We start from the raw sequence: 17915 nt of genomic DNA, 5'->3' as shown, positions 1-17915 counted from the left end.
AGCTGCCTGAAAAGAACATCCCGACCCGATTGAAACCTCAACCGATGCGCAATTTCTCCCCTTCTGCCAGCTGGCGGCACCAGCTGGTGCTCTCTCTCTCACCGCACAGCCTGTGCATCCTGCATTTCTACCGCGGGCTGCTGGGCTGGAAGCGGGCGCACGAGCTCGTGGTGCCCCTGCCCGAGGGGGAGGCTTTCGCATCGCAATTGCAGCAGCAACTGGCCGACAGCGTGACGCGCTGGAAGATTCCGGCAGGCACGCGCGCGCACTGGGTGCTGGCCGGCGACATCCTGGGCATTGTTCCGCCCAGCACGCAGGGCGCCGGCGCCCCGCCCTCGCTGCCCTTCCCGGCCAGCGACACGCGCACGCAGGTGGACAGCTTCGGCGGAGCCGAGGGTGCCTCGCTGATGTGGCTGCACAAGGACTGGGTGACCGAGATCGAGCGCATCAGCAGCGCCTGCCGCCTCGCCCTGGTGGAGCTGTATGCGCGCGCGCAGCTGTTCCAGCGCCTGGCTGCCAGGCAGCCCGCTTCGCTGCGCGCCGTGGTCGAGACCGACGCCTCCGACCAGTACCTGCACGTGTATGCGGCCAACGGCACCATGCTGCGCACGCGCGTGCTCGACGCCGGCGATACCCACGAACACCTGGCCCAGACCCTGCAGGTGGAACTGGCCGCGCTGGGTGCGCCCGCCGATACCGCCCCCGGCCGCCCGGTGCAGCTGACCACGCCCAAGGGCTACGCGGCCGAGCCGCAGACCTGGGCCGACTACCAGCACCATGTGCTGCCGGCAGCATCGCATGCCGACCTGCTGGAGAAGCTCTGGCGCTCGGACCAGGGCGGCATCATCGTGCGCCACACGCACAACGACATGGTGCAGACGCTCAAGGTGCTCAGCCTGGGGCTGGGCGTTGCCGGCATGGCAGGCCTGGCGCTCATGATCTGGCACGACGGCCGGCTGGTGCGCCAGATCGAGGAAGGCCGCGAGCGCGTGCGCAAGGACCTGCCCAAGGTGGAGGCCGCCAAGCTGCTCAAGGCCCGCACCCTGCGCATGGCCGACGCGGTGCAGGCCGTGAACACCGCGCGCGAAGCGCCGTCCGCGCTGGGCCCGTTCGCGCAATTGGTTGCGTATTTCCCGCCGCCACCGGCCACCTTGCAGTATTTCAGCTCCGACAATGGCGTCGTCGCGCTGGCAGGCCAGGGCAACGAGGGCAGCGTGAAGTGGCTGCAGGAGCGGCCGCTGGCCGGCTTCGGCGCCTGGAGCGACTTCCCCGTGCCCGAGTATCTGGCCGCCAGCACCCCGCAGATCCACCTGCAGGCGCGCAAGGACGCAGCGCCCAAACCCATTGCCGCACCCGCCCCAGCCAAGCCACCCGCATCGGGGGCCTCCCAACCATGATGAAGCGTGATCTCAAGCGGGTGCATGCCGCCCATGGCATCAAGTACTTTGCCTTCCCCGTCATCGTGCTGCTGCTGATTGCCGCGCTCGTGGACCAGCGCCTCACCGGTTACCTGGAGCACCGCGAGCAGGCCAGCGATCTGCAGACGCTGCTCGAAAGCAACCAGAACACCCTGGACCTGGACAAGAAGGTGCAGGCCAACAGCGAGCAGTTGGGCGGCAGCTACACGCCCATAGAGACGCAGCTGTTCGTGGCCAACGACATCACCGAGTCGGTCAACGCCATGCAGCAGCAGGTGACCAAGCTGCTGCAGGGGCTGTACTTCGACAACATCGACCTGTCGGAATTCTCGGACGCCCCCAAGGGCAGCGTCTCGCGCATGTCGCTCACGGCGCGTTTCAACGGCGTGCCCCAGCAGCTGCCGCGCCTGCAGATCGCCCTGGCGCAGTCGCCCAAGATGCTGGTCATGGACAAGGTCGAGATCAAGGTGGTGGACGACACCCAGCGCGGCGGCCAGCAACTGCACATCGTGGCCCGCTTTTCGGGCCTGCACATGAAGCCGCTGCCCGAGGCCGCTGCCCCTGCCGCGCCTGCGGCCGCCCGCAAGTAAACCGAACACGGCTGAATTTCAGAAGACTGCAATGAACAAATCCATTCCTCCCATGCTGCGCAAACTGACCGCTGTGAGCGTTGCGCTCCTGCCCACGCTGACGGCAACGCACCTGGTGATGGCGCAGCAGCCACCGATCAACCCCTTCACCGGCCAGCCCATGCCCGCGGTGCCCAGCGGCGGTGGCACCCCCGTGCCCGGCGGCTTCAGCATGCCCGGCGTCACCATCCAGGCACCTCCAACACCTCAGCCGGGCGGCGCCGCAGCGGCACCCGCCACGGTGGCCCCGTCACCCGCCGCACCGACGCTGGCGGCCCCTGCAACGCCACCTGCCGCCCCGATAGCCATGCCCGCCCCTGGCGCTGCGGCACCTGCGGCAACGCCTGCAGGCAGCAGCAGCAACCCCGGGGTAGTGCTGTCCAACACGCCCAACCCGGGCGTGACGCTCAAGTTCGACAATGCCGACATCTACGAGGTGATCCAGGTCGTGCTCGGCGAAGTGCTCAAGCTCGACTACGTGATCGACCCCACCGTGCAGGGCCGCGTCACGCTCAAGAGCACCGGCGCCATCAGCATGGCCGACATCTACAGCACGCTGGAAACGGCGCTGGCCGCGAGCAACATCTCCATCGTGCGCCAGGGCAAGCTGTACAAGGTGCTGCGCGACACCAACGCGGTGCGCGATGTCGGTCTGGGCCCGGGCGTGGGCGCAGCCTCGTCGGTGATGCAGATCATTCCGGTGCAGTTCGTGCAGGCCAACCAGCTGGCCAACACGCTGCGCGGCTTTGTCGGCCCGCAAGCAGCCATCACCAACGACCCCTCCAACCGCTACCTGATCGTGGTGGACAAGGCCGCCAACGTCGAGAAGATCGTCGACATGGTCAAGACCCTGGACTCGGACTACGTGAGCCAGGTGCAGATCCGCCTGTTCCCGCTGGCGCACAGCGAAGCCGCCGACGTGGCCAAGGAGCTCGACGCGTTGTTCAAGACCTCGGGCATCTTCAACAAGCCCGGCACCGACGCCACCAAGACCTTCTTCCTGCCTGTGGCGCGCATGAACGCCGTGATGGTGGCGGCCGCCAACCCGGCCCTGATCCAGACGGCCGAACAGTGGATCAAGACCCTGGACGCCGAGCCGCGCAACGGCCTGGGCTCGTTTGTGCACGTGTACCCGGTGGCCAATGGCAATGCGGCGAACCTGGCGAGCCTGGTGACGCAGATCTTTGGGGGATCGGCGCCAACGCAGAACAATGCGAACACGGGGGCTGCGGGGCTGCCGTCGGCTTCGGGAACCGCCTTTGGTTCATCCACGGGCGCCACCGGCAGCAACACCGGACTCGCAGGCGCCGCAGCAGGGGGCACCAACAACCAGAACAACAGTTCCGCGGCGCGCACCATCGAACGGGGCAACACACCTTCGCAGGGCACCACCGGAACAGCACCTGGGCTGGGCGGCTCGGTTCAGGTGATTGCCGACACGGAAACCAATACGCTGATCGTGCGCGCTTCGCCGCAGGATTACCAGCAGGTGCGCAAGGTGCTGGAGCGCCTGGACGCATCTCCACGCCAGGTGATGGTGCAGGTCATGGTGGCGGAAGTGACCTTGACCGATGCCTTGCAGTACGGTGTGGAATGGTGGATCAAGTCGGCTTTGACCTCGGGCGGGAAAAGCTGGCCAGGCTTTCTCGGACTGGATGGTGGCATCAGCACTTCGGGTGTCAACATTTCTGCCGTCGGATCAACCACTGGAACCCCGGTCATTGGCTCCACCCCCCGGGTGACAGGCACCTCCACGGGCCTGAACTACGCGGTGTTTGGCAGTGCCGGCCAGGTCATCGGCCTCTTGAACGTTCTGGGCCGGGACACCAATGTGAACATCCTGTCGGCGCCCCATGTCCTTGCCAGCGATGGCAAGGTCGCCAAGATCGAAGTGGGCAGCGAGGTCCCTGTGATCACGCAGACCGTTTCCACCCCCAGCAACAGCCTGATCAGCAGCAATCAATTCTCCACGTCCAATTCGGTCCAATATCGTCCCACGGGTATCTTGCTGGAAGTCAAACCCAGCATCACCTCGGCTGGACGGCTGACCCTCAGCATTTCGCAGGAAGTCAGCAGTGTGGGCGATGCCGTGGACGCGGGTGGCACCAAGTACCCGAGCTTTCTCAAGCGCAAGGTCACCACGGATGCCACCATTGAAGACGGCAAGACCATCATGCTGGCCGGTCTGATTGAAAACAGGACCGAGAACGGCATCGTCGGCGTCCCCGTGCTCAAGGACATCCCCATCGTGGGAGGTTTGTTTGGCACCACCAACAAGACCAAGAACAAGACGGAGCTGCTGATCAGCATCACGCCCTATATCGTGAACAGCCGCGATGAGGCGGATCGCTTGGCAGGCACCTTCCAGGAAAGCCTGCACAAGCTGCGCGCGATGCTGCAGGACAAGGACACGACGGTTCCTCCCAACCTGGGCCGCGATGCCCCCGTGCGCAGCCAGCAAAAGCCCGCTGCCGCGAAAGCCCCGCAGATCCAGAACAGCGAAGCCTTCGTCAACTGATCCCGCAGGCACCAGAAACACAACAGCCCACTTCGGTGGGCTGTTTTGCTTTGCGCTGCACTCAGGTCAGCAAGGCCACGGCCCCTGAAAAGCTCAGGAACGCCAGCGCCGTGGACACCAGGATGATGCGCGCCACGCGCCCGTTGTTGGCACCAAAGCGTTCGGCCAGCAGCGAGACATTGCTGGCGCTGGGCAGGGCCGCGACCAGCACCAGCACGGTGAGCGCAAACGGCGTGAGCGGCACACCCGCAGCGATGGCGGCCGTGCCCACGGCCCAGACCAGCACCGGGTGCACCAGCAGCTTGGCCAGGGCCACGGGCACATACTCGCGCGTGGGCACCTGCTCGTGCTGGTTCATCTGCGAGCGCGCCAACACGGCACCGATGGTGAACAGCGCCACGGGCGAAGCGGCGTCGGCCAGCATGGCCACGGTGCGGTCCACGGGGACGGGGAGCTTGAAGCTCAGGGCCGAGGCCAGTGCGCCCAGGGCGATGGACCAGGGCATGGGGTTGGCGACCATGCCCTTGAGCGCATTGCGCAGCGCCACGCCCACGCCATGTGTGCCCGCGCCATCCAGGCGTGACAACGCGATGCACAGCGAGCTGGTGATGAGCATGTCGACCGCGATGGTGACGATGGTGGGGCCGGCCGCCTCCCTGCCCAGCAGCGCAATGAGCAGGGGAACGCCCATGAAGCCGGTGTTGGGGAAGGCAGCGACCAGCGCGCCGAAGGAGGCATCGTTCCAGCCGATGCGGCCACGCCTGGTGAGCGCCACGGTGCCCGCCACCATGGCCAGCGCGCACAGCAGGTAGACACCGGCCACGGCCGGATCGAGCAACTGCCCGATCGGCGTGCTGGCGCCAAAGCGGTACAGCATGCAGGGCAGCGCGAAGAACAGCACGAAGGCGTTGAGCCCCGGGATGGCCGGCTGCGGCAGCACGCCGCGCCGGGCCGCCAGGTAGCCGCAGAGCACGAGCGCGAAGAAGGGGAAGGTGACGAGCAGGACGGAGAGCACAGCGGATATTGTCGGGCGGCAGGGCGCTGGCCGGGCCGCACCGTCAGCGCAGAGTCAGGCGGGGGCCATCGCCTGTGGCGATGCCGCTTCTTCTATTGCTTGCGCTGGATGATCAGGTTGCGCTTGGCGTCTTCGGGGTACGCGAAGGTGATGGCGCCATTCTTCACCACACCGATCACCAGCATGTTGCGCGTGATGGCGTCCTTGTCGACAGGGCTGAAGGGCTTGTCGTAGGTGGCGACCACGCCGTAGTAGGTCTTCATCTTGCCCTCCAGCGACTCCTTGAGCGCCGGGCCGTTGAGGTTGCCATCGCGGATGCCGAGGAAGGAGTACATCAGCAAATAGGTGGCATCGTAGGCATTCGCCGCGGCCATGGGCACGGCCAGCTTGCGCTGGAACTTGCGCGTGTAGCTCGACAGGAAGGAGGCGCGGCGCTCGTTGCTGGGCTCGGCGATGAAGGTCTGCACCATGAGCGCGCCCTCGGCCGCATCGCGCGCACCGTCGAGAAAGTACGGGAACGACAGGGTCCACGGCCCGACCTGCGGGGCCTTCCAGCCCAGGGTCTTCTTGCCATTGGCGATGACGGCGTTCTCCTGCCCCACGGTGTAGCTGAAGACCACATTGGCGCCCGCCGCGCGCGCCGCCGTGAGCTCGCCAGTGAGGTCCTTCACGCCCAGGTCGAAGCGCGCCACGTGCACGGGCTTGAGGTTCTTGGCGGCCAGCGCTGCCACCACGTCGTTGTAGCCGCCTTCGCCGTAGCCGGTCTTGTCGGCGAAGATGGCCACTTTGTCCCAGCCGCGCTTGACGATGTCTTCCACCATGAAGGGCGCCTGCAGCGCATCGCGCCCCTGCACGCGGAAGATGTAGCTCTCGGCCGGCGGGTACTTGGCGGTGACGGCCGTGCCCGATGAACAGGGCACGATGAGCGGCGACTTGGCCTCCTGGAACAGGTCGATGGCCTTCATGGCCACGCCGGTGTTGCAAAAGCCGATGGTGGCGACGACCTTCTCGGCCAGCAGGTCCTGCGAGACCTTGCGCCCCTGGTCGGGGTTGGCGGCATCGTCCTTGACCACAAGCTCCAGCGGCCGGCCCAGGTAACCGCCACCGGCATTGATCTCGTCCACCGCCATGCGGATGCCGTTGAGCATGGGCACACCGAAATCGGCCGAGGCCCCGGTGAACGGCCCCACCACGCCGATGCGCACGGGCGCGGTGCTGCCGATCTGGGCACGCGCGGGCAGCGCGGCCAGGGCGGTCACCACCAGGGCGCCCAGAAGAAGAAACGCCCCATGCCATCCGGCACGCTGCAGCAGCGCGGCGGGGGCGATGGAGCGCGGTGGCGCGAGGCTCTTGGTCGGCATGGCACGGCCTTTCAGGCTTGTCTCGTTGGTCCGTGCAGTATCAAAGTGCAACCCGACCGGGGACAGCGGGGTTTCCCGCAGGAAGGCGCGCGCCGGCGCGACCCGTCAGAATTCGATCAGCTTTTCGATGTCCTGCACCTTGCGGCGCGCCAGGGCCAGGTTGGCGCGGGCCTTGTCGAGCACCACGTAGAGGAAGATGCCTTCCTTGGACGCCATGGGGCGGATGATGTGGTACTGCTTGCCCAGGGTGATCAGGATGTCGTCGATGCTGTCCTGCAGGCCCAGCGCCTGCATGGTCTTGTTCTTGGCGCGCACGACTTCGGTATTGCCGGCCGCTGCCAGCTCCATGTCTACCCCCGTGCCCGCGCTGCCCAGCAGCATGCCGCTGCCGCTGTCCACGACGGCCGCGCACTGCGCGCCTTCGACCGCCAGCAGTTGGTTCAGGGATTCATTGATGCTCGCCATTCTTGGGTTCCTCGTTGGTTGCTAAATGGGTGAAAAAAGGGGGAGCGCTGGCGGGCGCCGCACACGTGCATTCGGTTGAAGGCACATGCGCATCAGTTGTCCATTGCGCCGTGCGCCACCCGCGACGCATGCAACTGGCGCGGCCAAGGCCAGTGCCCCCGTGCAAGGGCCGCCCCGCCGCACTGGGGGCGTCCCCCTCCCGACTCGCGCAGCGGGTCGAGAGAGGGGTGAAGGCGCGAAGCGACTCAGGGGGTGCTTCACTTCACGCCTTGGCCATGTCCTGCATCACCTCGCCCGCAGCCCACAGAGCGCGGCCGAGCAAGGCATCAGGGCCGAGCACCAGGCACAGGATGCAGGGCACGGGTGCGTCGATGGACTGGAAGACCACGGTGCTGCCCTCGGCCTCGAAGGTCAGGCGCTTGCATTGGGGGGTCGCTATCTCACGGCCCACGGCGCGGGCCATGGCCATGAGCGAGCTGGCCATAGCCGAGAGGCGGCTGGCCTGCAGTTCGCCGCGGTTGCGCAGGCAGGCGATCTCGAAGCCATCGGGCGTGGCCAGCAGGGCCAGGTGCAGGCCGGTGATGGGCGCTGCATGGGTTTCCAGGGCACGCAGGGCGGTTTCGGCCAAGGCTTCGGAAATCAGGGGGGCACTGCTTTTCATGGGGATTCGCTGCGAAGGGACAACATCGACACCAGCACGCTGAGGGCCTGCAGCACATCGGCACGCCGTCTCACATCGACCTGGAGCACCGGCACCACGCCGTGGCCTGCGGCCTGCAGGCCGTCCGCAAAGGCCTGGGTCGCGGCGGCCGAGGCCGGGCGGGCGCTCAGCACCAGGGCCAGCGGCGGGTTCTCGGCCGCTGCGGCTTCGGCCAGCAGCAGCCCGGCCGCCTGCACGGCATTGGCCGCATTCACGTCGACCATCACGAACACGCCCACCGAAGCAGACACCACCCACTGGCGCAGAAAGTCGAAACGGTCCTGCCCCGGGCAGCCGCAGACCTGCACGAACTCGCCATCGCCCAGGTCGATCTGGCCGAACTCGGCGCCCACGGTGGTGAACTCCTTGGCATGGGATTGGCGATCGAGGTTGGGCACGTCGGACTCGACCATGTCGTCCCCGCACAGGGCGCGGATGGCCGTGGTCTTGCCCACGCCCATGGGTCCCATGAAGGCGATGCGCGGCATCGGAGAGGTGCTGGAATAGGTGGTCATTGCAGAGGCACTCAAGGACGGCTTGCGCCACTGATCCAGTGGGACAGGCGGCGAACCAGGCCCTTGCTCACGGGGGCTGGGCCGCGTGAGGCGGATGCAGCGGTGGCCGGGGGCGCCACGGCCTGCGCCGGCGCGATCACCTGCAGCACCTTGCGGCGCGCCAGCTCCTTGAGCAGCTCGGCCAGTTCGGCCGGTGCCAGGCCGCTGTGCGCATGCAGCTGCTGCGCCGTGACGGGCTGGCGCGCCAGCAGGGCTAGGGCGCTGATGCAGCCCGAGCTGTCGAAGGGCGGGCCGAGGAACACCCAGGCGCCCAGGCGGTAGCGGCTGCCCTGGGCCACGGCCATGGCCGCCGTGCCGGCAGCCGCGGGCGCCGTGGGCTGGATGGTGCTGTGGGCAAAGGAGCGTGCAGGGGCCGCAACCGGGGTCACCGGCGGAACCACGGGCGGCTGCGCCGCCACGGCCACCGCGACCGAAGCAGCGGGTTGGCGCGCCTTCCAGTCCATCAGGAAGACGGCTGCACGGTCCAGGATGTCGATCAGGTCGGCGACGGTGTAGTCCTGCGCCAGGCGCCCCACCCAGGCCTCGGGCAGCCGCGCGGCCGGTTGCTCGCGCCCGATCCAGATGACACAGGGGGGCAGGGGCTGCAGGCGCAGGAGGTTGGACGAGACATCCAGCACCACCACCTGTGCCTGGGCCACGGGGGACTCGCGCCAGGCAAAGAAGGACTTGCGGGCCGCCACGCCAAACAGCTCGGAAAACCGGGTGCGCAACGCAGGCGCCAGCAAACTGGTCGCCAGATCCCCCTTCAGATTGGTCTTCACTCTCGATACCCCTCGGTGCAAGAAGCAACTGGTCAGTTTAAGTGAGCCCTACATCCGGGGCCAGTACAAACCCGTATCAGTCGGGTTTTATGACAGTAGTTGACCTTTCTGTGGCCATTTGTGCACAAAGGGCGCCCAGAAGGGCCCAAGGTATGATCCCCTGCATCCCTCCCTTGCTGAAACACGCCGTGCGCCCTGCGGCGCCCCTGCGCGTCCCCTGCCCCGCCTGCCCGCTGTTCCCCCCCCATGTCTTTCGGTCTCAACCTCGCCCAGCTCCAGGCTGTCCACTACACCGACGGGCCCTGCCTCGTGCTGGCGGGCGCCGGCTCGGGCAAGACGCGGGTGATCACGCAGAAGATCGCGCACATGATCGAGCGCGGGCTGGAGCCCAAGCGCATTGCGGCCATCACCTTCACGAACAAGGCCGCGGCCGAGATGCGCGAGCGTGCCAAGGGCCTGATCGGCAAGCGCGCCAAGGACGTGCTGGTCTGCACCTTCCACGCCCTGGGGGTGCGCATGGTGCGCGAGGACGGTGCGGTGCTGGGCCTCAAGCCCCAGTTCAGCATCCTTGATGCGGACGACGTGACCGGCATCCTCAAGGACGCGGCCGGCGGCACGGTGGACATGGCCACGGCACGCCAGTGGCAATGGACCATCAGCGCCTGGAAGAACAAGGGCCTGACCTCCGAACAGGCGCTGGCCGAAGCAGCGGACGACAACGAACGCGCCATCGCCGTGCTGATGACGCGCTACGAGGAGCGCCTGGCGGCCTACCAGAGCGTGGACTTCGACGACCTGATCGGCATGCCGCTGCGCCTGTTGCGCGACTTTCCCGAGGTGCGCGCCAAGTGGCAGGCCCTGCTGGGCCATGTGCTGGTGGACGAGTACCAGGACACCAATGCCACGCAGTACGAGCTCCTGAAACTGCTGGTGGGCGAGCGCGCGCACTTCACGGCCGTGGGCGACGACGACCAGTCCATCTACGGCTGGCGCGGAGCCACGCTCGATAACCTGCGCAAGCTGCCGCTCGACTTCCCCGCGCTCAAGGTCATCAAGCTGGAGCAGAACTACCGCTCGACCAGCGCCATCCTGCGTGCGGCCAACAATGTGATCGGGCCCAACCCCAAACTCTTTCCCAAGACGCTGTTCAGCGAGCTGGGCGAGGGCGAGCCGGTGCGCGTGATCGACGCCGACAGCGAGGAGCACGAGGCCGAGCGCGCCGTGGCGCGCATCCTGAGCCTGCGCGCAGCGGCCAACCCGCCGCCGGACTGGAAGCAGTTCGCCATCCTGTACCGCGCCAACCACCAGGCCAAGCCCTTCGAGAAGGCGCTGCGCAAGGTGAGCATTCCCTACAAGGTGTCGGGCGGCACAAGCTTCTTCGACCGCGCCGAGATCAAGGACCTGTGCGCCTGGTTCCGCCTGTGGATCAACAACGACGACGATCCGGCCTTTCTGCGCTGCATCACCAGCCCCAAGCGCGGCATCGGCCACACCACGCTGGGCGCCCTGGGCGCTTTTGCCACCCAGCACAAGCAGAGCATGTTCGCCGCGCTGTTCAACGCCATGCTGCCGGCCGCCGTGCCCAAGCGGGCGATGGACGGGCTGCACGAGTTCGGCCGCTACATCAACGACCTGGAGTACCGTGCCCGGCACACGCACGGGGCCGAGGCCTCGCGCGCCTTCCTGGGCGACTGGCTCAAGGAGATCGGCTACGAGCAGCACCTCTACGATGGCGAGGACAGCGAGACCGTGGCCGCTGCGCGCTGGTCCAATGTGCTGGAGTTCTGCGACTGGATGGCCCAGCGCGCGGGAGGGCAGATCGACGACAGCTCGGGCACGCCCATGGCGGCCGAGACCAAGAGCCTGCTGGAGGTGTCGCAGACCATCGCCTTGCTGTCCACCATCTCCGAACGCGAGCAGGAGCAGGACATGGTGGTGCTCTCGACCCTGCACGCGTCCAAGGGCCTGGAGTGGCCGCACGTGATCCTGGTCGGCGTGACCGAGGGCATGCTGCCCTTCAAGCTCGACGACGACGAGGGCCGCCAGAAGGTGGTGGCAGAGGACACGCAGCAGCGCCTGCAGGAAGAGCGGCGCCTGATGTACGTGGGCATCACACGCGCCCAGCGCACCCTGGCCGTGAGCTGGACCAAGCGGCGCAAGAAGGGCCGCGAGATGGTGCAGGCTCGGCCCAGCCGCTTCATCGCCGAGATGGGACTGGACCGCACCACGGCGCGCGAGGACCCGCGCGAGAAGCTCAAGGCCCTGCGCGCCGAATTCGCGGCCAAGGCCAAGGCGGCGAGCAGCACCACGCCGCCCGTGTGATGCACGCGCCGCCGCCACCCTGCGGGTGGAGGCGGGCGTGCAAGTCGGGATGGCGGCCGACACCCCCTGCCCGCCCGGCTCTGGAAGAATGGCGCCACAATGAAACTTTGCGACCCGGCCAGGCCCGGTCGTCCATGGCCCCTGCGGCAAGAAACCACCCGGCACATGCACCCAATCCACAGCACCTTATCCTTCCCGTCGCTTCGCGCAGCCCCTGCGGGCACACCGGGCATGGTCGCCCTGGCCCTGGCCATGCTGGTCCCGGCGGGCGCAGCCCTGGCCCAGGGAGCACCCGCACCGGCCATGGCCCCCGGCAGCACCAGCGCGGCGGACCAGAGCGCCTGGCGCCGCTGCGCTGCGCTGGCCGACGACAACCAGGCGCGCCTGGCCTGCTTCGACCAGTGGGCCGGCCAGCAGGCCTGGCAATCGCCCGCAGCCACGGCTGAAGCCGCCAATGCCGTGCCATCGCCCGTGGACACCACGCTGCCGGCCACGCGCATCATCGAGGTGGCGCGCACCGAGGGCTGCCGCGACCCGCAGTACAGCGACCTGTCACGCTTCTGGGAGCTGGAGTCGGGCAGCGACTGCGGCACCTTCAGCTTCCGGGGCTACCGGCCGATCACGGTGTCGGTGGTGGCGGGCAGCAATGTGAACCGCCAGCCCACATCGGACGCGGATGGCAATTCGGCCACCGAATCCACGCCCTACCGGCGCACCGAGAACCGCATCCAGCTGTCGGTGCGCACCAAGATCGCCCAGGGCCTGCTCACGCAGGGCCACCCCACGCTCAAGGACTCGGTCTGGTTCGGCTACACGCAGCAGTCGTACTGGCAGCTGTTCACGCCCGAGATCTCGCGCCCCTTCCGCACCACGGACCACGAGCCCGAGGTGATGTATGTCTACCCCACCGATGCCAAGCTGCCGCTTGGCTGGCGCTGGCGCTACAGCGGCATCGGACTGGTGCACCAGTCCAACGGCCAGAGCAAGCCGCTGTCGCGCAGCTGGAACCGCGCCTACCTGATGACCGGCATGGAGCTGGGCAACAGCTTCAATGTGCGCGCGCGCCTGTGGAAGCGCATTCCCGAAAGCACGGGCAGCGACGACAACCCCGGCATCAGCGACTACGTGGGCCGCGCCGAGCTGGCCGCCTTCTGGAACTACGACAAGGACAACACCGTGGGCGCCACGATGCGCCATTCGCTGGCCAACAGCGACCGCGGTTCGCTGCGCCTGGAATGGCTGCAGACCCTGGGCACGGGCTTCCTGGGCAGCAAGAGCAACCTGCGCCTGCACACCCAGCTGTTCAGCGGCTATGGCGACAGCATGATCGACTACAACCGCAAGCGCACGGTGTTCAGCCTGGGGTTGAGCCTGGTGGATTTTTAGGCTCCCCCTGAGGCGCTTCGCGCCATCCCCCTGAGGGGGACGCCCCCAGTGCGGCGGGGCGGCCCTTGCACGGGGGCACTGGCCTTGGCCGTGCGCTTTCGAACCTCAGCCGGCGATCGCAGGCGCCGCTGAACGTGGTCCGTCCCGCCCTTCACAAACCGTTACCTAATTGCGGTCAAGTTTCATTTGCACATGCCGAGGGGCCGCGCACAATGGCACGCGCACCGACTGGCATGCCAGCGCGGATCACGCGCCGATAAGAGGCGTTTTCCGGCCCCATTCCCTGCGATTGCCCTGTGGTGCGCCCTCGACAATGCCCCCAGAGAGGAACCACCATGGACATGCAATACCAGCTCAAGGCCGGCAGCTACTACCTGTACGACATGCGCGAGGAGCCCAGCGCCGTGACCGGTGAGCGCAGGTTCAAGCTCAAGACCGATACCGTGGCGATTGCCTTCGATGCGCACACGGGCCAGGTGCACCAGCATGGCAGCCCCACGCGCATCCAGTCCTGGGCCAACAACACGCGCCGGCGCCTGCGTGCCGCCGGGGCGCAGGACATGGCCAACGACATCGTGGTGGTGTCCGGTCCGCTGCCCGTGGACGAACTCAACAAGTGCCTGTGGGTGAATGGCTATGTGCGGCGCATGTTCTCGCGCCTGGCCAGCCTGCCGCACGGCAAGCTGCAGCGCAGCAGCAGCACCGAACAGCCTTTCCGCAAGGCGGCCTGAGCCGCCAGTGAACCGGGGACACCCAGGGGCCGCTCACGCGGCCCTTGTCACATGGTGGCCCGCCAACGTGCCGGCCCTCACAGCGAGGCTTCGGCCGTACCGTCTTCTTCCGATTCAGGTTCCAGCTGCCGCGCCACGTCGACATGCTTGACGATGGTCACGGGCACCGGGCTCGCATGGGCCACCTCCTGCGACACGGAGCCCAGCAGGGCGCTGCTGATGGCCCCCTGACCGCGCGCACCGATGACGACCAGGTCGCAGCCGCTGCGCTCGATCATGTCCACCAGGGTGTGCGCCACATCGCCCACGCCGATGTCGGTTTCGTAGGCGACGCCGGCCGCATCGAGCAGGGCCCGCGCCGGGGCCATGAGGTGCTCACCGGCCTCCAGGCTGGCCGCGGCGATGAGGTCGGCATCGCGCGCAGTGACCATTTCGTAGAGCGTGGCGGGCTCCTGCACATTGGCCAGCACCACACTGGCCTTGAGGCCCTGGCGCACCAGGCCCAGGGCGTGGTGCACACCGTCCAGGGAGAGGTCCGAGCCGTCCACGGCGATCAGGATCTTGAACATGGGGTTCTCCTTCCGTTGGTACGAACCAGTGTACAGACTGCGGGTGGCGCCGCACCCCATGGCCTCATGCAGCGCCTGTCAATACCCTTTTGGCACCGCCCGGGCAGGGTGCCGGCGGGCCCGGACCTGCGGTCTGGGACAATGCAGCCCATGCTGCAGTTTGACCTTCTCACCACCGACCCCACCAGCCACGCGCGCCGGGGCACGCTCACGCTCAACCATGGCGTGGTGCAAACCCCGATCTTCATGCCCGTGGGCACCTATGGCACCGTCAAGGGCGTGATGCCGCAGAGCCTGCACGACATGGGCGCGCAGATCATCCTCGGGAACACCTTCCACCTGTGGATGCGCCCGGGCCTGGACGTGATGGAAAGCTTTGGCGGGCTGCACGGCTTCGAGCAGTGGAACAAGCCCATCCTGACCGACTCGGGCGGCTTCCAGGTCTGGAGCCTGGGTGCCATGCGCAAGATCACCGAGGAGGGCGTGACCTTCGCGAGCCCCGTGAACGGCGACAAGCTGTTCATGTCGCCCGAGGTGAGCATGCAGATCCAGACCACGCTCAACAGCGACATCGTGATGCAGCTCGACGAGTGCACGCCCTACGAGACCAAGGGCCACCTGACGACCGAGCGCGAGGCGCGCCAGTCCATGGAGATGAGCCTGCGCTGGGCCAAGCGCAGCCAGGACGAGTTCCACCGCCTGAACAACCCCAATGCGCTCTTCGGCATCGTGCAGGGCGGCATGTACGAAAACCTGCGCGCCGAATCGCTGGAGCGCCTGGTGGAGATGGACTTCCCAGGCTATGCCGTGGGCGGCGTCTCGGTGGGCGAGCCCAAGGACGAGATGCTGCGCATCATGGCGCACACCCCGCACCTGCTGCCTGCGAACAAGCCGCGCTACCTGATGGGTGTGGGCACGCCCGAGGACCTGGTCGAGGGCGTGGCCCAGGGCGTGGACATGTTCGACTGCGTGATGCCCACGCGCAATGCGCGCAACGGCACCATGTTCACGCGCTACGGTGACCTGAAGATCCGCAACGCGCGCCACAAGAGCGACCACCAGCCCCTGGACACCAGCTGCACCTGCCACGCCTGCGCGGGCAAGAGCGGCGTCTCCTGGGAGGCCGGCGGGCGCGAGGGTTTCAGCCGCGCCTACCAGCACCACCTGGACCGCTGCGGCGAAATGCTGGGGCCCATGCTCACCAGCATCCACAACCTGCACTACTACCTGAACCTGATGCGCGAAGTGCGCGAGGCACTGGACGCGGGCACCTTCGCCCAGTTCCGCGCACAGTTCAAGGCGGACCGGGCGCGCGGCGTCTGATCCCTCACCCGCCGGCCCTCCGACCACCGTGCCGCCCGCCCTGCGCAAGCTGTTGCTGTGGCCGCTGCGGCCGATCGGCCACCTGGCCGGCTGGCTGCTGGCGCTGCTCATCGTCTTCGAGGAGTGGGGCTGGGAGCCGCTGCAGAAGATCCTGGCGCGCATCGGCCGCTGGCCCGGGCTGCGCTGGATCGAAGGCACCGTGCGCGGGCTGCCGCCCTGGGCGGCCCTGCTGCTGTTCACCCTGCCCTCGCTGATGCTGCTGCCCGTCAAGCTGCTGGCCCTGTGGACCATCGGCCAGGGGCATCTGGTGCTGGGCATGCTCATCATCGTGGGTGCCAAGCTGGTGGGCACGGCGGTGCTGGCGCGGCTGTTCACGCTGACCCAGCCGGCCCTGCTGCAATTGCGCTGGTTTGCCTGGGTGTACGCCCGCTGGATGCACACCAAGGCACTGTTGCTCGAACGCGTGCGGGCCTCCTGGCCCTGGCGCGCGGGACGGGTGCTCAAGCGGCAGTGGCGCATGCGCTGGCAGGCCTGGCGCCGCCGTATGCCGTGAGGCCAGCACGCAAAACTCCCGCCAATTGTGAACAAACCCTGACCCATTCCACACCCGAGGGGGCCGGACCGGTACCAGCCGGCATTCGCGGCTACAGTGGTCCCCTGCCCCGGATTACCACGCATGAAGTCCCTGTTGCGCCCCCCCTCTCCCGGCACCGCGGCCGGCCCCGTGAAGGGCTGGGGCCTGTGCCTGGGCATCGGTGCACTGGTGTTCGCCGCGTCCCTGCTGGGCATCGTGACCCGGCCCGTGGGCTTCATGGCCGCATTCTGGCCGGCCAACGCCCTGCTGCTGGGCCTGCTGGTGCGCTACCCGCGGCTGGCGGCATCGGGCACCTGGGCCGCCGCCGCCGTGGGCTACGTGGCTGCCGACCTGGCTGCCGGCACGCCCCCGCTGGCCACGCTGTGGCTGGCCGCGGCCAACCTGTGCGGCGTGGCCATGGGATGGTGGCTGTTCGGCCAGGTGCCGGTGGCCACGCGCTTCCTCAAGCGGCAGATGTCGGTGGTGCTGATGTTCGGCATCTGCGTGGCCAGCAGTGCAGCGGCTGCCCTGGTCGGTTCGGGCACGGGCCCGCTGCTGTTCAACACGGCCTGGCCCACGGCCCTGGGCATGTGGTTCTGCACGGAGCTGATCAACAGCGTGCTGATTCTCCCGGTCCTGCTGAGCCTGCCGACCCCGCAGGAGGCGCGGCGCACGCTCAAGAAGCGCCGCTGGTCCCGGCGCCGCTGGAAATACGGAGCCCCGCTGCTCGCCCTCGCGGCGAGCGAGGCAGCAGCCATCGCCATTGGCGGCCCCGGAGCGCTGGCCTTCCCCGTCCCCGCCCTGCTGTGGTGTGCGCTCACTTATGGCGTGTTTGCCACCAGCGTGCTGTCCATGCTGACCTGCTTCGGCCTGGCGATGGCGGCTGGCGCGGGCGTGCTGGACCTCGCTTTCGCGCCCACCCATGCCTGGTCGGTGTTCTCGCTGCGCGTGGGGATCTCCCTCCTGGGCCTGGGCCCGCTGTCGGTGGCCACGGCCAAGGCCGCCAGCGTCGAGGCCATGCGCCGCCTGCACCGCGCGGCCAGCCACGACTTCCTGACCGATGCGCTGGCGCGCCGCGCCTTCATGGCCCAGGGCAGCAAGCTGCTGGCCCGGCTGGCGCGCGAGCGCAGCAGCGTGGCCGTGCTGATGCTGGACCTGGACCATTTCAAGCGCGTGAACGACACCTATGGCCACGCCCAGGGCGACAAGGTGCTGCATGGATTTGCCGCCACCGTGAGCGATGCGCTGCGGCCGGGCGACCTGTTCGGCCGGCTGGGCGGCGAGGAGTTTGCCGTGGTGCTGCCACGCATACGCCAGGCCGATGCCATGGCCGTGGCGCGCCGCCTGTGCAAACAGGTGCGCAACCACCCGTTCGCCTTGCCAGGCCATGCAACGCCGCTGCACGCCACCGTGAGCATCGGCCTGGTGGTGCGCACGGGCGTGTCCGCACAGGACTCGCTGGGGGCGCTGATGTCCGATGCCGACGCCGCACTCTACGAAGCCAAGGCGGCCGGGCGCGACCGCACCCATCTGTACGAAGAGCCCCGGGCCACGCCGGGCCCCTGAGA

At 67.9% G+C, this 17915-nt stretch carries 16 protein-coding genes; 9 read left to right on the top strand and 7 right to left on the bottom strand.

Translation table 11 applies throughout. The features are described 5' to 3' along the window. Positions 1–44: 44 nt before the first annotated feature. From HNP48_RS20305 to gspD, 3 genes are read left to right on the top strand one after another with little or no spacing between them, the layout of a single operon-like run. A complete protein-coding gene (locus HNP48_RS20305; protein WP_184860396.1) occupies positions 45–1397 on the top strand; it encodes a hypothetical protein in 1353 nt (450 codons plus the stop codon). Next, entirely contained in the window at positions 1394–2008 is a 615-nt protein-coding gene (locus tag HNP48_RS20300; RefSeq protein WP_184860394.1) for a hypothetical protein, read from the top strand. The genes HNP48_RS20305 and HNP48_RS20300 overlap by 4 nt, the downstream gene beginning before the upstream one ends. A gap of 31 nt (positions 2009–2039) precedes the next feature. Beyond that, positions 2040–4565 (top strand): type II secretion system secretin GspD, encoded by a 2526-nt coding sequence (gene gspD / locus HNP48_RS20295; RefSeq protein ID WP_184860392.1) that lies wholly within the window; start codon positions 2040–2042, stop codon positions 4563–4565. A gap of 61 nt (positions 4566–4626) precedes the next feature. On the opposite strand, the gene HNP48_RS20290 is transcribed toward gspD, so the two are convergent. The 6 genes from HNP48_RS20290 to HNP48_RS20265 form a co-directional block, all read right to left on the bottom strand. Continuing rightward, positions 4627–5580: an AEC family transporter gene (locus tag HNP48_RS20290; RefSeq protein WP_184860390.1), complete on the bottom strand. Its 954-nt coding sequence runs from the start codon at positions 5578–5580 to the stop codon at positions 4627–4629. 92 nt (positions 5581–5672) lie between these two features. Next, entirely contained in the window at positions 5673–6941 is a 1269-nt protein-coding gene (locus HNP48_RS20285; protein ID WP_184860388.1) for an ABC transporter substrate-binding protein, read from the bottom strand. A gap of 105 nt (positions 6942–7046) precedes the next feature. Continuing rightward, positions 7047–7406 carry a hypothetical protein gene (locus tag HNP48_RS20280; RefSeq protein ID WP_184860386.1) on the bottom strand — a complete coding sequence of 120 codons (360 nt, stop codon included), beginning with the start codon at positions 7404–7406 and terminating at the stop codon, positions 7047–7049. 262 nt (positions 7407–7668) lie between these two features. Next, positions 7669–8067, bottom strand: coding sequence for a roadblock/LC7 domain-containing protein (locus HNP48_RS20275; protein ID WP_184860384.1), 399 nt, complete (start codon positions 8065–8067; stop codon positions 7669–7671). After that, positions 8064–8621 (bottom strand): GTPase, encoded by a 558-nt coding sequence (locus HNP48_RS20270; RefSeq protein WP_184860382.1) that lies wholly within the window; start codon positions 8619–8621, stop codon positions 8064–8066. Before HNP48_RS20270 ends, HNP48_RS20275 begins: the two co-directional genes overlap by 4 nt. Positions 8622–8632: 11 nt before the next feature. Beyond that, entirely contained in the window at positions 8633–9442 is an 810-nt protein-coding gene (locus HNP48_RS20265; protein WP_184860380.1) for a hypothetical protein, read from the bottom strand. A gap of 246 nt (positions 9443–9688) precedes the next feature. Between HNP48_RS20265 and HNP48_RS20260 the strand changes: the two genes are divergently transcribed. The 3 genes from HNP48_RS20260 to HNP48_RS20250 all read left to right on the top strand — a co-directional run bounded on the left by HNP48_RS20260 (position 9689) and on the right by HNP48_RS20250 (position 13881). Then, the gene (locus tag HNP48_RS20260) at positions 9689–11764 is read left to right on the top strand and encodes an ATP-dependent helicase (protein WP_184860378.1); all 2076 of its coding nucleotides are present in this window, start codon (positions 9689–9691) and stop codon (positions 11762–11764) included. Positions 11765–11995: 231 nt separating this feature from the next. Continuing rightward, a complete protein-coding gene (locus HNP48_RS20255) occupies positions 11996–13150 on the top strand; it encodes a phospholipase A (protein WP_184860638.1) in 1155 nt (384 codons plus the stop codon). Between the two features lie 335 nt (positions 13151–13485). Continuing rightward, on the top strand, positions 13486–13881 hold the full coding sequence (locus tag HNP48_RS20250) for a hypothetical protein (protein WP_184860376.1): 396 nt from the start codon (positions 13486–13488) through the stop codon (positions 13879–13881). Between the two features lie 77 nt (positions 13882–13958). Here HNP48_RS20250 and HNP48_RS20245 read toward each other — a convergent pair whose 3' ends face one another. Further along, on the bottom strand, positions 13959–14450 hold the full coding sequence (locus HNP48_RS20245; protein ID WP_184860374.1) for a universal stress protein: 492 nt from the start codon (positions 14448–14450) through the stop codon (positions 13959–13961). Positions 14451–14600: 150 nt separating this feature from the next. On the opposite strand from HNP48_RS20245, the gene tgt reads away from it, so the two are divergent. The 3 genes from tgt (at position 14601) to HNP48_RS20230 (ending at position 17913) form a co-directional block, all read left to right on the top strand. Next, positions 14601–15773 (top strand): tRNA guanosine(34) transglycosylase Tgt, encoded by a 1173-nt coding sequence (gene tgt / locus HNP48_RS20240; protein ID WP_184860372.1) that lies wholly within the window; start codon positions 14601–14603, stop codon positions 15771–15773. A gap of 28 nt (positions 15774–15801) precedes the next feature. Further along, positions 15802–16326: a hypothetical protein gene (locus tag HNP48_RS20235; protein ID WP_311773845.1), complete on the top strand. Its 525-nt coding sequence runs from the start codon at positions 15802–15804 to the stop codon at positions 16324–16326. Positions 16327–16449: 123 nt separating this feature from the next. Further along, positions 16450–17913, top strand: a complete 1464-nt coding sequence (locus HNP48_RS20230) for a GGDEF domain-containing protein (protein ID WP_184860370.1) — start codon at positions 16450–16452, stop codon at positions 17911–17913. The last annotated feature ends 2 nt before the right edge of the window (positions 17914–17915 follow it).

Origin of the sequence: Acidovorax soli (assembly GCF_014207955.1) — a bacterium.
GTDB lineage: Bacteria > Pseudomonadota > Gammaproteobacteria > Burkholderiales > Burkholderiaceae_C > Acidovorax > Acidovorax soli_A.
The sequence above is the reverse complement of the archived record's forward strand: the minus strand, read 5'-3'. Positions and strand labels throughout refer to the sequence as shown.